The sequence below is a fragment of the Citrobacter europaeus genome (genome assembly GCF_037482245.1).
In the GTDB taxonomy this organism is placed as follows: domain Bacteria; phylum Pseudomonadota; class Gammaproteobacteria; order Enterobacterales; family Enterobacteriaceae; genus Citrobacter; species Citrobacter europaeus.
In genome coordinates this window covers 4,184,058-4,198,176 of record NZ_CP148084.1, presented here as the reverse complement: position 1 = coordinate 4,198,176, position 14,119 = coordinate 4,184,058, and the positions used below count along the sequence as shown (strand labels likewise).

Annotated in this window: 11 protein-coding genes; all 11 read left to right on the top strand. The window is 54.0% G+C overall.

What is annotated here, in order from left to right; genetic code table 11:
• Positions 1-1,317, top strand: a complete 1,317-nt coding sequence (murD, locus tag WHR59_RS19680; RefSeq protein ID WP_043018423.1) for a UDP-N-acetylmuramoyl-L-alanine--D-glutamate ligase — start codon at positions 1-3, stop codon at positions 1,315-1,317.
• Positions 1,317-2,561: a cell division protein FtsW gene (gene ftsW, locus WHR59_RS19675; protein ID WP_016155689.1), complete on the top strand. Its 1,245-nt coding sequence runs from the start codon at positions 1,317-1,319 to the stop codon at positions 2,559-2,561. The genes murD and ftsW overlap by 1 nt, the downstream gene beginning before the upstream one ends.
• Positions 2,558-3,625, top strand: a complete 1,068-nt coding sequence (gene murG / locus WHR59_RS19670) for an undecaprenyldiphospho-muramoylpentapeptide beta-N-acetylglucosaminyltransferase (protein WP_075145206.1) — start codon at positions 2,558-2,560, stop codon at positions 3,623-3,625. Before ftsW ends, murG begins: the two co-directional genes overlap by 4 nt.
• A gap of 51 nt (positions 3,626-3,676) precedes the next feature.
• Entirely contained in the window at positions 3,677-5,152 is a 1,476-nt protein-coding gene (gene murC / locus WHR59_RS19665) for a UDP-N-acetylmuramate--L-alanine ligase (RefSeq protein ID WP_043018425.1), read from the top strand.
• On the top strand, positions 5,145-6,065 hold the full coding sequence (locus WHR59_RS19660) for a D-alanine--D-alanine ligase (protein ID WP_043018426.1): 921 nt from the start codon (positions 5,145-5,147) through the stop codon (positions 6,063-6,065). Before murC ends, WHR59_RS19660 begins: the two co-directional genes overlap by 8 nt.
• A gap of 1 nt (position 6,066) precedes the next feature.
• Positions 6,067-6,900 (top strand): cell division protein FtsQ, encoded by an 834-nt coding sequence (ftsQ, locus tag WHR59_RS19655; RefSeq protein ID WP_003018758.1) that lies wholly within the window; start codon positions 6,067-6,069, stop codon positions 6,898-6,900.
• Entirely contained in the window at positions 6,897-8,159 is a 1,263-nt protein-coding gene (ftsA, locus tag WHR59_RS19650) for a cell division protein FtsA (RefSeq protein ID WP_003018755.1), read from the top strand. Before ftsQ ends, ftsA begins: the two co-directional genes overlap by 4 nt.
• A gap of 62 nt (positions 8,160-8,221) precedes the next feature.
• On the top strand, positions 8,222-9,373 hold the full coding sequence (gene ftsZ / locus WHR59_RS19645; RefSeq protein WP_003018753.1) for a cell division protein FtsZ: 1,152 nt from the start codon (positions 8,222-8,224) through the stop codon (positions 9,371-9,373).
• Between the two features lie 100 nt (positions 9,374-9,473).
• The gene (gene lpxC, locus WHR59_RS19640) at positions 9,474-10,391 is read left to right on the top strand and encodes a UDP-3-O-acyl-N-acetylglucosamine deacetylase (RefSeq protein WP_006686706.1); all 918 of its coding nucleotides are present in this window, start codon (positions 9,474-9,476) and stop codon (positions 10,389-10,391) included.
• A gap of 402 nt (positions 10,392-10,793) precedes the next feature.
• Positions 10,794-11,300: a secA translation cis-regulator SecM gene (gene secM / locus WHR59_RS19635; protein ID WP_047406191.1), complete on the top strand. Its 507-nt coding sequence runs from the start codon at positions 10,794-10,796 to the stop codon at positions 11,298-11,300.
• Positions 11,301-11,360: 60 nt separating this feature from the next.
• Entirely contained in the window at positions 11,361-14,066 is a 2,706-nt protein-coding gene (secA, locus tag WHR59_RS19630; protein WP_043018428.1) for a preprotein translocase subunit SecA, read from the top strand.
• Positions 14,067-14,119: the final 53 nt, after the last annotated feature.

Here is a 14,119-nt window from a genome sequence, read left to right as displayed (position 1 = left end):
ATGGCTGATTACCAGGGTAAAAAAGTCGTCATTATCGGTCTGGGTTTGACCGGGCTGTCCTGCGTGGATTTCTTCCTGGCGCGTGGCGTGACGCCGCGCGTAATGGATACCCGCGCGACGCCACCTGGTCTGGACAAATTACCGGAAGCGGTTGAGCGTCATGTTGGCAGCCTGAATGATGACTGGCTGCTGGCCGCCGATCTCATCGTCGCCAGCCCTGGTATCGCCCTGGCGCATCCTTCGCTGAGCGCCGCCGCCGATGCGGGAATTGAAATTGTTGGCGACATTGAGCTGTTCTGTCGCGAAGCGCAGGCACCGATCGTCGCGATCACCGGTTCCAACGGGAAAAGCACTGTTACTACGTTGGTAGGCGAGATGGCGAAAGCGGCCGGTGTGAACGTGGGTGTTGGCGGTAATATCGGCCTGCCCGCGCTGATGCTGCTGGACGACGAACGTGAGCTGTATGTTCTGGAACTGTCGAGCTTCCAGCTGGAAACAACCTCCAGCTTACACGCCGTAGCCGCCACCATTTTGAACGTCACCGAAGATCATATGGACAGATATCCGTTTGGCTTGCAGCAGTACCGTGCGGCCAAACTGCGCGTCTATGAAAACGCGAAAGTCTGCGTGGTCAACGCTGATGATGCGCTGACCATGCCGATTCGCGGGGCGGATGAGCGTTGCGTGAGCTTTGGCGTCAACATGGGTGACTACCACCTGAACCGTCAGCAGGGCGAAACCTGGCTGCGGGTGAAGGGGGAAAAAGTCCTCAACGTGAAAGAGATGACGCTTTCCGGCCAGCATAACTATACCAATGCCCTGGCCGCGTTGGCGCTGGCGGATGCTGCGGGTCTGCCGCGGGCGTCGAGTCTGAAAGCGCTGACCACGTTTACCGGTCTGGCGCACCGTTTTCAGACCGTGCTTGAGCACAACGGCGTGCGCTGGATTAACGATTCTAAAGCCACCAACGTGGGCAGCACTGAGGCCGCGCTGAATGGCCTGCATGTTGATGGTACTTTGCACCTGCTGCTGGGCGGCGACGGGAAATCCGCTGACTTTATGCCGCTGCAACGTTACCTGACCGGCGACAACATTCGTCTGTACTGCTTTGGTCGTGATGGCGCGCAGCTTGCCGCTCTGCGACCTGACGTTACGGAACAAACTGAAACCATGGAGCAGGCAATGCGCCTGCTCGCACCGCGCGTGAAGCCGGGTGATATGGTGTTGCTGTCGCCCGCCTGCGCCAGCCTCGACCAGTTCAAGAACTTTGAGCAACGCGGTGACGTCTTTACCCGCCTGGCGAAGGAGTTGGGTTGATGCGCTTATCTCTCCCTCGTCTGAGAATGCCGCGCTTACCGGGACTGGGTGTCCTGGCGTGGGTCTTCGCGGCACTTAAAGGCTGGGTGATGGCTTCGCGTGATAAAGACGCGGACAGCCTGATCATGTATGACCGCATGCTGCTGTGGCTGACCTTTGGTCTGGCAGCGATCGGCTTTGTGATGGTGACATCGGCATCGATGCCCGTAGGGCAACGTCTGGCGGGCGATCCTTTCCTGTTTGCCAAGCGTGACGCGCTGTACATCTTCCTCGCGTTCTGTCTGGCGATGGTGACGCTGCGTCTGCCGATGGAGTTCTGGCAAAAATACAGTACGACGATGCTGATAGCCTCGATCATCATGCTGTTGATCGTGCTGGTGGTGGGTAGTTCCGTTAACGGTGCGTCGCGCTGGATTGCGCTGGGGCCGCTGCGTATTCAGCCTGCGGAATTTACCAAGTTGTCGCTGTTCTGTTATCTCGCCAACTACCTGGTGCGTAAAGTTGATGAAGTGCGTAACAACCTGCGCGGCTTCTTAAAACCAATGGGCGTGATCCTGGTGCTGGCTATTTTGCTGCTGGCACAGCCTGACCTGGGTACGGTGGTGGTGCTGTTTGTCACTACCCTGGCGATGCTGTTTCTCGCCGGTGCGAAACTGTGGCAGTTCATTGCCATCATCGGCATGGGGATTTCCGCGGTTGTGCTGCTGATCCTTGCTGAGCCGTATCGTATTCGCCGCGTAACCTCCTTCTGGAACCCATGGGAAGATCCGTTCGGCAGTGGCTACCAGCTGACGCAATCGCTGATGGCTTTTGGTCGCGGTGAGGTTTGGGGGCAAGGCTTAGGTAATTCCGTCCAAAAGCTCGAGTATTTACCGGAAGCGCACACCGACTTCATCTTCGCCATTATTGGGGAAGAGCTGGGTTATATCGGTGTGGTATTGGCACTTTTAATGGTATTCTTCGTCGCTTTTCGCGCGATGTCGATTGGCCGTAAGGCGCTGGAAATTGATCACCGTTTTTCAGGCTTTTTAGCCTGCTCCATTGGGATCTGGTTTAGCTTCCAGGCACTGGTAAACGTCGGCGCTGCAGCAGGTATGCTGCCAACCAAAGGTCTGACGTTGCCGCTGATCAGTTATGGTGGTTCCAGTTTGTTGATTATGTCGACGGCCATCATGTTTTTGTTACGTATTGATTATGAAACGCGTCTGGAAAAAGCCCAGGCGTTTACACGAGGTGCACGATGAGTGGTCAACCGAAGCGGTTAATGGTGATGGCAGGCGGTACCGGCGGGCATGTGTTCCCGGGGCTGGCGGTCGCGCACCATTTAATGGCCCAGGGCTGGCAGGTTCGTTGGCTGGGCACCGCCGATCGTATGGAAGCGGACTTGGTGCCGAAACACGGCATTGAAATTGACTTTATTCGCATCTCCGGATTGCGTGGCAAAGGCGTCAACGCGCTGCTAGCCGCGCCCGTGCGTATTTTTAACGCCTGGCGTCAGGCGCGCGCCATCATGAAGCAGTTTAAGCCTGATGTGGTGCTGGGAATGGGTGGATATGTGTCCGGCCCTGGCGGACTGGCTGCCTGGTCCTTAGGCATTCCGGTTGTACTGCATGAACAGAACGGCATTGCAGGGTTAACTAATAAATGGCTGGCGAAGATTGCAACGAAGGTGATGCAGGCCTTTCCCGGTGCTTTCCCAAATGCGGAAGTGGTGGGCAACCCTGTACGCACCGACGTGCTGGCGCTGCCGTTGCCCGAAACGCGTCTGGCCGGTCGTGAAGGTCCGGTTCGCGTGCTGGTGGTCGGTGGATCGCAGGGCGCACGTGTTTTGAACCAGACGATGCCGCAGGTTGCCGCAAAGCTTGGCGATGCGGTAACTATCTGGCATCAGAGCGGCAAAGGCGCGCAGCAGACCGTCGAGCAGGCGTATGCCGACGCGGGACAGCCGCAGCACAAGGTTACTGAGTTTATTGATGATATGGCAGCGGCCTATGCGTGGGCGGATGTCGTGGTTTGTCGCTCAGGGGCGCTGACGGTGAGCGAGATTGCCGCCGCAGGTTTACCCGCGCTGTTTGTGCCTTTCCAGCATAAAGACAGACAGCAGTACTGGAATGCGCTGCCGCTGGAAAAAGCGGGCGCCGCCAAAATTCTCGAGCAGCCGCAGTTTACTGTGGATGCCGTCGCCAGCACCCTTGCCGGGTGGTCGCGAGAAACCTTATTAACCATGGCAGAACGTGCGCGCGCCGCATCCATACCGGATGCCACTGAGCGCGTGGCAAATGAAGTGAGCCGGGCTGCCCGGGCGTAATTGTGGTGATGCCTTTTGCATCGCATGAACTAAGAAGTTAATGGCTAAAGAATGAATACACAACAACTGGCAAAACTGCGTTCCATCGTGCCCGAAATGCGTCGCGTTCGGCACATCCACTTTGTCGGCATCGGTGGTGCTGGTATGGGCGGTATTGCCGAAGTTTTGGCCAATGAAGGTTATCAGATCAGCGGTTCTGACTTAGCGCCGAATCCGGTGACGCAGCAGTTGACGAATCTGGGCGCCACGATTTTCTTCAACCATCGCCCTGAAAATGTGCGCGATGCGAGCGTAGTGGTGGTCTCCAGCGCCATTTCTGCGGATAACCCGGAAATTGTTGCGGCGCATGAAGCGCGCATTCCGGTGATCCGTCGTGCGGAAATGCTGGCGGAGTTAATGCGTTTTCGTCACGGCATCGCTATTGCCGGTACGCATGGTAAAACCACGACCACGGCGATGGTCTCCAGCATCTACGCGGAAGCGGGCCTGGATCCCACTTTTGTCAACGGCGGTCTGGTGAAGGCCGCAGGCGTTCACGCGCGCCTGGGACATAGCCGTTATTTGATTGCGGAAGCGGATGAAAGCGATGCGTCGTTCCTGCATTTGCAGCCGATGGTGGCGATTGTCACCAATATCGAAGCCGACCATATGGATACCTACCATGGCGACTTCGAAAATTTAAAGCAGACGTTTATTAATTTCCTGCATAACTTGCCGTTTTATGGTCGTGCGGTGATGTGCGTTGACGATCCGGTGATCCGCGAGCTGTTACCGCGAGTTGGTCGTCAAACCACAACCTATGGTTTTAGTGATGATGCCGATGTGCGCGTTGAAGATTACCAGCAGATTGGCCCACAAGGGCACTTCACGCTGGTGCGTCAGGGGATGGCCGATTTACGTGTGACGTTAAACGCGCCGGGCCGCCACAATGCGCTGAACGCCGCGGCTGCGGTGGCGGTTGCGACGGAAGAAGGTATTGAAGATGACGCTATTCTGCGTGCGCTGGAGAGCTTCCAGGGTACCGGACGTCGTTTCGACTTCCTCGGCGAATTCCCGCTTGAGCCAGTGAACGGTAAAACCGGGACCGCGATGCTGGTCGATGATTATGGTCACCACCCAACGGAAGTGGACGCCACGATTAAAGCTGCGCGTGCGGGCTGGCCCGACAAAAATCTGGTCATGCTGTTCCAACCGCACCGGTTTACGCGTACACGCGATCTGTATGACGACTTTGCCAACGTGCTGACCCAGGTCGATGCGCTGTTGATGCTGGACGTGTACGCCGCGGGCGAAGCCGCGATTCCGGGGGCCGACAGCCGCTCGCTGTGCCGTACGATTCGTGGTCGCGGTAAGATCGATCCGATTCTGGTATCCGATCCGGCCCTGGTGGCAGAAATGCTGGCACCAGTATTAACCGGCAACGATCTGATTTTGGTGCAGGGCGCTGGAAATATCGGCAAAATCGCGCGTTCCTTAGCTGAAATCAAACTGAAGCCGCAAAACCCGGAGGAAGAACAACATGGCTGATAAAATCGCGGTCCTGTTAGGGGGAACCTCCGCAGAACGTGAAGTTTCGCTGAATTCCGGCGCGGCCGTACTGGCAGGGTTACGCGAAGGTGGTGTTGATGCCCATCCGGTTGATCCTAAAGAGGTCGATGTCACTCTTCTGAAATCTATGGGTTTTCAGAAGGTGTTTATTGCGTTGCATGGTCGTGGCGGGGAAGATGGCACGTTGCAGGGCATGCTGGAGCAAATTGGCCTGCCATATACCGGCAGCGGCGTCATGGCTTCCGCAATTTCGATGGACAAACTGCGCAGCAAGCTGCTGTGGCAGGGCGCAGGTTTACCCGTCGCGCCATGGGTGGCATTGACCCGCGCTGAGTTCGAAAAAGGTCTTAGCGATGAGGCAGTTACAAAAATTTCTGCGTTAGGTTTGCCGCTGATTGTGAAGCCAAGCCGTGAAGGCTCCAGCGTAGGGATGTCAAAAGTTGAAGAAGAAAATGCTTTGCAGGGTGCATTAGCATTGGCTTTTCAGCATGATGAAGAAGTACTGATTGAAAAATGGCTCAGTGGCCCGGAATTTACAGTTGCGATACTCGGCGAAGAAATTTTACCGTCAATACGTATCCAACCCGCGGGAACCTTCTATGATTATGAGGCGAAGTATCTCTCTGATGAGACACAATATTTCTGCCCTGCAGGTCTGGAAGCCGAACAAGAGGCCCGTTTGCAGGAATTAGTCCTGAAAGCATGGACCGCATTGGGCTGTAAAGGTTGGGGTCGCATTGACGTCATGCTGGACAGCGATGGCCAGTTTTATCTGCTGGAAGCCAATACCTCTCCGGGTATGACCAGCCACAGCCTGGTGCCGATGGCGGCACGTCAGGCAGGCCTGAGCTTCTCGCAGTTGGTGGTAAGAATTCTGGAGTTGGCGGACTGATATGTCGCAGGCTGCGCTGAACACGCGAAACGGTGATGAAGAAGAAGTAAACTCCTCACGCCGCAATAATGGAACGCGTCTTGCAGGAATACTGTTCCTGCTGACAGTGCTGTGCACCGTGTTTGTCAGCGGCTGGGTAGTGTTGGGGTGGATGGAAGATGCGCAGCGTTTGCCATTGTCAAAACTGGTGTTAACCGGCGAACGGCATTACACGCGCAATGACGATATCCGTCAGTCCATCCTGGCGCTGGGTGCTCCGGGTACCTTTATGACTCAGGATGTGAACATCATCCAGAGCCAGATTGAACGTCTCCCCTGGATAAAACAGGCGAGCGTCAGAAAGCAATGGCCTGATGAATTGAAGATTCATCTGGTTGAATATGTGCCAATAGCGCGTTGGAATGACCAACACATGGTGGATGCAGAAGGAAATACGTTCAGCGTCCCAACCGGTCGGGCCAATAAGCAGGTATTACCTATGTTGTACGGACCGGAAGGCAGCGCAAGTGAAGTGTTGCAAGGGTTCCGTGATATGGGGCAGGTGCTGGCTAAGGATAGATTCACCCTGAAGGAAGCGGCGATGACCGCGCGTCGTTCCTGGCAGTTGACGCTGAATAACGATATTAAGCTCAATCTGGGCAGGGGCGATACGATAAAACGTTTGGCTCGCTTTGTGGAACTCTACCCGGTTTTACAGCAGCAGGCGCAAACCGATGGCAAACGGATTAGCTACGTTGATTTGCGTTATGACTCAGGAGCGGCAGTAGGCTGGGTTCCCTTGCCTCCTGAGGAATCTAATCAGCAACAGAATCAGGCACAGGCAGAACAACAATGATCAAGGCGACGGACAGAAAACTGGTAGTTGGACTGGAGATTGGCACCGCGAAGGTAGCCGCTTTAGTAGGGGAAGTTCTGCCCGACGGTATGGTCAATATCATTGGCGTGGGCAGTTGCCCATCGCGAGGTATGGATAAAGGCGGGGTGAATGACCTTGAGTCAGTGGTGAAGTGCGTACAACGCGCCATTGACCAGGCTGAACTGATGGCAGATTGCCAGATCTCCTCTGTGTATCTGGCGCTTTCCGGTAAGCATATTAGCTGTCAGAATGAAATTGGTATGGTGCCCATTTCCGAAGAGGAAGTGACGCAGGAAGATGTGGAGAACGTGGTACATACGGCAAAATCCGTACGCGTTCGCGATGAACATCGTGTTCTGCACGTTATTCCGCAGGAATACGCCATCGATTACCAGGAAGGTATCAAAAATCCGGTCGGTCTTTCCGGCGTGCGTATGCAGGCAAAAGTCCATCTTATTACCTGCCACAACGACATGGCGAAGAATATTGTCAAAGCCGTTGAACGTTGTGGCCTGAAAGTTGACCAACTGATTTTTGCCGGGTTGGCAGCCAGTTATTCCGTGTTGACGGAAGATGAACGTGAACTGGGTGTCTGCGTGGTGGATATTGGTGGTGGTACAATGGACATCGCCGTTTATACTGGCGGGGCGTTGCGCCACACTAAAGTGATCCCTTATGCAGGGAATGTCGTGACCAGCGATATCGCGTATGCCTTCGGTACGCCGCCGAGCGATGCAGAAGCTATCAAAGTGCGCCATGGTTGCGCACTGGGTTCCATCGTCGGTAAAGACGAGAGCGTTGAAGTGCCAAGCGTGGGGGGGCGTCCACCGCGTAGCCTGCAACGTCAGACCCTGGCAGAGGTCATTGAGCCGCGTTATACCGAGCTGCTCAACCTGGTCAACGAAGAAATTTTGCAATTACAGGAACAGCTTCGCCAGCAGGGTGTGAAACATCATCTGGCGGCGGGGATTGTGTTAACCGGCGGTGCTGCGCAAATTGAAGGTCTTGCGGCCTGCGCACAGCGCGTGTTCCATACGCAAGTACGTATTGGCGCACCGCTGAATATTACCGGTCTGACGGATTATGCTCAGGAGCCGTATTATTCCACGGCGGTGGGGCTGCTTCACTACGGGAAAGAATCCCATTTGAGTGGTGAAGCTGAAGTTGAAAAACGCGTAACGGCATCAGTTGGCTCGTGGATCAAACGACTCAATAGCTGGCTGCGAAAAGAGTTTTAATTTTTAAAGAGACCAACGCACATTCACGGTCTCAGGCGACAGGCACAACGGAGAGAGAAACTATGTTTGAACCTATGGAACTTACCAATGACGCGGTGATTAAAGTCATCGGCGTCGGCGGCGGCGGCGGTAATGCCGTTGAACACATGGTGCGTGAGCGCATCGAAGGTGTTGAATTCTTCGCTGTGAATACCGACGCTCAGGCGTTGCGTAAAACGGCGGTTGGACAGACCATTCAGATTGGTAGCGGCATCACCAAAGGTCTGGGCGCGGGTGCAAACCCGGAAGTCGGTCGTAATGCGGCAGACGAAGATCGTGAAGCTCTGCGTGCAGCGCTTGACGGCGCAGACATGGTGTTCATCGCAGCTGGCATGGGCGGCGGTACCGGTACCGGTGCAGCGCCAGTGGTGGCTGAAGTAGCAAAAGATTTAGGTATCCTGACCGTTGCCGTCGTGACTAAGCCTTTCAACTTTGAAGGCAAGAAGCGTATGGCATTCGCAGAGCAGGGTATCACCGAGCTGTCCAAACATGTGGACTCTCTGATCACTATCCCGAACGACAAGCTGCTGAAAGTGCTGGGTCGCGGTATCTCCCTGCTGGATGCGTTTGGCGCAGCGAACGACGTGCTGAAAGGCGCGGTTCAGGGTATCGCTGAACTGATTACTCGTCCGGGTCTGATGAACGTCGACTTTGCAGACGTGCGCACCGTGATGTCCGAAATGGGCTACGCGATGATGGGCTCCGGCGTGGCAAGCGGTGAAGACCGTGCAGAAGAAGCGGCTGAAATGGCTATCTCTTCTCCGCTGCTGGAAGACATCGATCTGTCCGGCGCGCGTGGTGTGCTGGTCAACATTACTGCGGGCTTCGACCTGCGTCTGGATGAGTTTGAAACCGTGGGTAACACGATCCGTGCATTTGCATCGGATAACGCGACTGTGGTTATCGGTACCTCTCTGGATCCGGATATGAACGACGAACTGCGCGTGACCGTTGTGGCGACTGGAATTGGTATGGACAAGCGTCCTGAAATCACTCTGGTGACCAACAAGCAGGTACAGCAGCCGGTAATGGATCGTTACCAGCAGCACGGTATGGCGCCGTTGACGCAAGAGCAGAAACCGGTAGCGAAAGTGGTTAACGACAATACGCCGCAAACCACGAAAGAGCCGGATTATCTGGATATCCCAGCATTCCTGCGTAAGCAAGCTGATTAAGAATTAGCTGGAATTTGGGAATTGTGGCTCTTTGTGCTAAACTGGCCCACCGAATGTATAGTACACTTCGGTTGGATAGGTAATTTGGCGAGATTATACGATGATCAAACAAAGGACTCTTAAACGTATCGTTCAGGCGACTGGCGTCGGTTTACATACCGGCAAAAAAGTCACCCTGACATTACGCCCTGCGCCGGCCAACACCGGGGTCATCTATCGTCGCACCGACTTGAATCCTCCGGTAGATTTCCCGGCCGATGCCAAATCTGTGCGTGATACCATGCTCTGTACGTGTCTGGTCAATGAGCATGATGTGCGGATTTCAACCGTAGAGCACCTTAATGCTGCTCTGGCGGGCTTAGGTATCGATAACATCGTTATTGAAGTTAACGCCCCGGAAATCCCGATTATGGATGGCAGTGCCGCTCCGTTCGTTTATCTGCTGCTTGATGCAGGTATTGAAGAACTGAGCAGCGCCAAAAAATTTGTTCGCATCAAAGAGACCGTTCGTGTCGAAGATGGCGATAAGTGGGCTGAGTTTAAGCCATACAATGGTTTTACGTTGGATTTCACCATCGACTTTAACCATCCGGCAATCGACTCCAGCACGCAGCGCTACGCGATGAACTTCTCTGCGGATGCGTTCATGCGCCAGATCAGCCGCGCGCGTACTTTCGGCTTCATGCGTGATATCGAATATCTGCAGTCCCGCGGCCTGTGCCTGGGCGGCAGCTTCGATTGTGCCATCGTTGTTGACGATTATCGCGTATTGAACGAAGACGGCCTGCGTTTTGAAGACGAATTCGTTCGTCACAAAATGCTCGACGCGATTGGTGACTTGTTCATGTGTGGTCATAACATTATTGGTGCATTCACCGCGTATAAATCCGGTCATGCATTGAATAACAAACTGTTGCAGGCGGTCCTGGCAAAACAGGAAGCCTGGGAATATGTGACCTTCCAGGACGATGCAGAACTGCCACTGGCGTTCAAAGCACCTTCGACCGTACTGGCATAATAACTATACACAAAATCATTCAAGTTGCATCAAGGCGGCAACTGAACGAATCCGCAGGAGCGTACACTAGTACGTGACTGGGGTGAGAGAAAGCAGCCAACAAAGGGGCAGCTTGAAAGATGAAGTGTATACCTGTCGCATAAATTCGACTGGTTAATCTGGCACTCTCTCCGGCCAGGTGAGCCAGTCGTTTTTTTATCTTCCGATTGCAAACCACCTTCTCTGAAGCGACTTTTCCCACAGGTAGATTAAAATACCGTTCGATCGCTGCTTTCTTAAGCATATTTACCCGCGACTTGCGTCATTACTGCTGTGGTGCGAACGCATTAATGGTAATATTTGTGCGCAAAAATGGTTTTGCATTTGTAACCCCAAACGCAGGGTATATCAGGTGGCAATAACGTGAGTGGAATACTGACGCGCTGGCGACAGTTAGGCAGACGGTACTTCTGGCCGCATCTCCTGTTGGGGATGGTCGCGGCTAGTTTTGGCCTGCCCGCGCTCGGTAATGCTGCTGAACCTAATACCCCTGCGAAGGCGACCGCCAGCAATCACGATCAAGGCGCTAAAGTTAACTTTAACCAGCTTGCTTTGCTGGAAGCGACCAATCGCCGCCCGAATTTTACCGTCGACTACTGGCATCAGCATGCTATTCGTACGGTTATTCGCCATCTTTCTTTTGCTATGGCCCCTCAGGCGCTACCCGTTGCCGAAGAGCCGTTGCCAATCCAGGCGCACCATCTTGCGTTACTGAATACGCTCAGCGCGATGCTGACGCAAGAAGGCAGACCGCCCGCGACCGTGAGTCGCGTGACGTACGCCCATTTTACCTCTCAGGCCGCGTTTAGCGTTCCGGTCTGGATCAGTCAGCTGCAGGGAATCCGCGCTGGCCCTCAACGTCTCAGCTAAAAAAGAACCTTCCAACTTATAATTTTTGACTCCGCAATGCGGGGCGTTTGAGATTTTATTATGCTAATCAAATTATTAACAAAAGTATTCGGTAGCCGTAACGAGCGTACGCTGCGTCGTATGCGCAAAGTGGTCAATGTCATCAACGCAATGGAACCGGAGATGGAAAAACTCTCCGATGATGAGCTGAAAGCGAAGACCGCTGAATTCCGCGCCCGTCTGGAAAAAGGCGCCAGCGTTGAGAGCCTGATCCCGGAAGCATTTGCGGTGGTACGCGAAGCGAGTAAGCGTGTGTTCGGCATGCGCCACTTCGACGTTCAGCTGCTGGGCGGTATGGTCCTGAACGATCGCTGCATCGCGGAAATGCGTACAGGTGAAGGTAAAACCCTGACCGCCACGCTGCCTGCCTACCTGAACGCATTAAGCGGGAAGGGCGTACACGTGGTTACCGTGAACGACTACCTGGCTCAGCGTGACGCCGAAAATAACCGCCCGCTGTTTGAATTCCTCGGCATGACCGTGGGTATCAACATGTCTGGCCTGCCTGCGCCAGCCAAGCGTGAAGCCTACAATGCCGATATTACTTACGGTACCAACAACGAATACGGCTTTGACTACCTGCGCGACAACATGGCGTTTAGCCCGGAAGAGCGCGTTCAGCGAAAACTGCACTATGCGCTGGTCGATGAAGTCGACTCCATCCTGATCGATGAAGCGCGTACGCCGCTGATCATTTCCGGTCCGGCTGAAGACAGCTCGGAAATGTATAAAAAAGTGAACAAAATCATCCCGCACCTGATTCGTCAGGAGAAGGAAGATTCCGACACGTTCCAGGGTGAGGGCCACTTCTCCGTTGATGAGAAAGCGCGCCAGGTTAACCTGACTGAACGTGGTTTGGTGCTGATTGAAGAACTGTTGGTTAACGAAGGCATTATGGATGAAGGCGAGTCGCTGTACTCTCCGGGCAACATTATGCTGATGCACCACGTGACTGCCGCGCTGCGCGCACACGTACTGTTTACCCGCGACGTTGACTACATCGTGAAAGACGGTGAAGTGATCATCGTCGACGAACACACCGGTCGTACCATGCAGGGCCGTCGCTGGTCCGATGGTCTGCACCAGGCCGTTGAAGCCAAAGAAGGCGTAGATATCCAGAACGAGAACCAGACGCTGGCATCTATTACCTTCCAGAACTACTTCCGTTTGTACGAAAAACTGGCCGGTATGACTGGTACAGCAGACACTGAAGCCTTTGAATTCAGTTCCATCTACAAACTGGATACCGTGGTTGTGCCGACCAACCGTCCGATGATCCGTAAGGATTTACCGGATCTGGTGTACATGACCGAAGCGGAAAAAATTCAGGCGATCATTGAAGATATTAAAGAACGTACCGCAAATGGCCAGCCGGTGCTGGTGGGTACTATCTCCATTGAAAAATCGGAAGTGGTCTCTAACGAATTAACTAAAGCCGGTATCAAGCACAACGTCCTGAACGCTAAGTTCCACGCCAGCGAAGCGGATATCGTTGCTCAGGCGGGTTATCCGTCAGCCGTGACTATCGCGACGAACATGGCGGGTCGTGGTACCGATATCGTACTGGGCGGTAGCTGGCAGGCGGAAGTTGCCGAGCTGGAAAACCCGACTCCGGAACAAATTGCGCAGATCAAAGCAGAGTGGCAGGTTCGCCATGATGCGGTGTTAGCCGCCGGTGGTTTACATATTATCGGTACTGAGCGCCACGAATCTCGTCGTATCGATAACCAGCTGCGTGGCCGTTCGGGTCGTCAGGGTGATGCGGGTTCTTCGCGTTTCTATCTGTCGATGGAAGATGCGCTGATGCGTATTTTTGCCTCTGACCGCGTGTCCGGCATGATGCGTAAACTGGGCATGAAGCCAGGTGAAGCGATTGAACACCCGTGGGTAACTAAAGCGATTGCTAACGCGCAACGTAAAGTGGAAAGCCGTAACTTCGACATTCGTAAGCAACTTCTGGAATATGATGACGTTGCCAACGACCAACGTCGCGCAATCTACACCCAGCGTAACGAACTGCTGGACGTAACTGACGTTAGCGAGACCATCAACAGCATCCGTGAAGATGTCTTCAAAGCGACGATTGATGCCTATATTCCGCCGCAGTCTCTGGAAGAAATGTGGGATATCCCGGGTCTGCAGGAACGTCTGAAAAACGACTTCGATCTGGACATGCCGATTTCAGAATGGCTGGATAAAGAGCCTGAGCTGCATGAAGAAACGCTGCGTGAACGTATTCTGGCAAACGCTATCGAAGTTTATCAGCGTAAGGAAGAAGTTGTGGGCGCGGAGATGATGCGTCACTTCGAAAAAGGCGTGATGCTGCAAACTCTCGACTCTCTGTGGAAAGAGCACCTTGCGGCGATGGACTACCTGCGTCAGGGTATTCACCTGCGTGGTTACGCACAAAAAGATCCGAAGCAGGAATACAAGCGTGAATCCTTCTCTATGTTTGCATCAATGCTGGAATCACTGAAGTACGAAGTGATCAGCACCCTGAGCAAAGTTCAGGTACGTATGCCTGAAGAAGTAGAAGCGATGGAGCAGCAGCGTCGTGAAGAAGCTGAACGTTTAGCGCAGATGCAGCAGTTGAGCCATAAAGGTGACGATTCTGCCGCGGCAGAAGAGCTGGCAGCACAAACCGGCGATCGTAAAGTGGGTCGTAACGATCCGTGTCCTTGCGGTTCTGGCAAAAAGTACAAACAGTGCCATGGCCGTCTGAGCTAATAAAATAACTTACTGAAAAGGCGCAGAATTCTGCGCCTTTTTTATGGACGATG

What these genes read in the sequence shown, in the direction of transcription:
- murD (WP_043018423.1), top strand. Translation starts at nt 1, where the DNA reads ATGGCTGATTACCAGGGTAAAAAAGTCGTCATTATCGGTCTGGGTTTG.
- ftsW (WP_016155689.1), top strand. Translation starts at nt 1,317, where the DNA reads ATGCGCTTATCTCTCCCTCGTCTGAGAATGCCGCGCTTACCGGGACTG.
- murG (WP_075145206.1), top strand. Translation starts at nt 2,558, where the DNA reads ATGAGTGGTCAACCGAAGCGGTTAATGGTGATGGCAGGCGGTACCGGC.
- murC (WP_043018425.1), top strand. Translation starts at nt 3,677, where the DNA reads ATGAATACACAACAACTGGCAAAACTGCGTTCCATCGTGCCCGAAATG.
- WHR59_RS19660 (WP_043018426.1), top strand. Translation starts at nt 5,145, where the DNA reads ATGGCTGATAAAATCGCGGTCCTGTTAGGGGGAACCTCCGCAGAACGT.
- ftsQ (WP_003018758.1), top strand. Translation starts at nt 6,067, where the DNA reads ATGTCGCAGGCTGCGCTGAACACGCGAAACGGTGATGAAGAAGAAGTA.
- ftsA (WP_003018755.1), top strand. Translation starts at nt 6,897, where the DNA reads ATGATCAAGGCGACGGACAGAAAACTGGTAGTTGGACTGGAGATTGGC.
- ftsZ (WP_003018753.1), top strand. Translation starts at nt 8,222, where the DNA reads ATGTTTGAACCTATGGAACTTACCAATGACGCGGTGATTAAAGTCATC.
- lpxC (WP_006686706.1), top strand. Translation starts at nt 9,474, where the DNA reads ATGATCAAACAAAGGACTCTTAAACGTATCGTTCAGGCGACTGGCGTC.
- secA (WP_043018428.1), top strand. Translation starts at nt 11,361, where the DNA reads ATGCTAATCAAATTATTAACAAAAGTATTCGGTAGCCGTAACGAGCGT.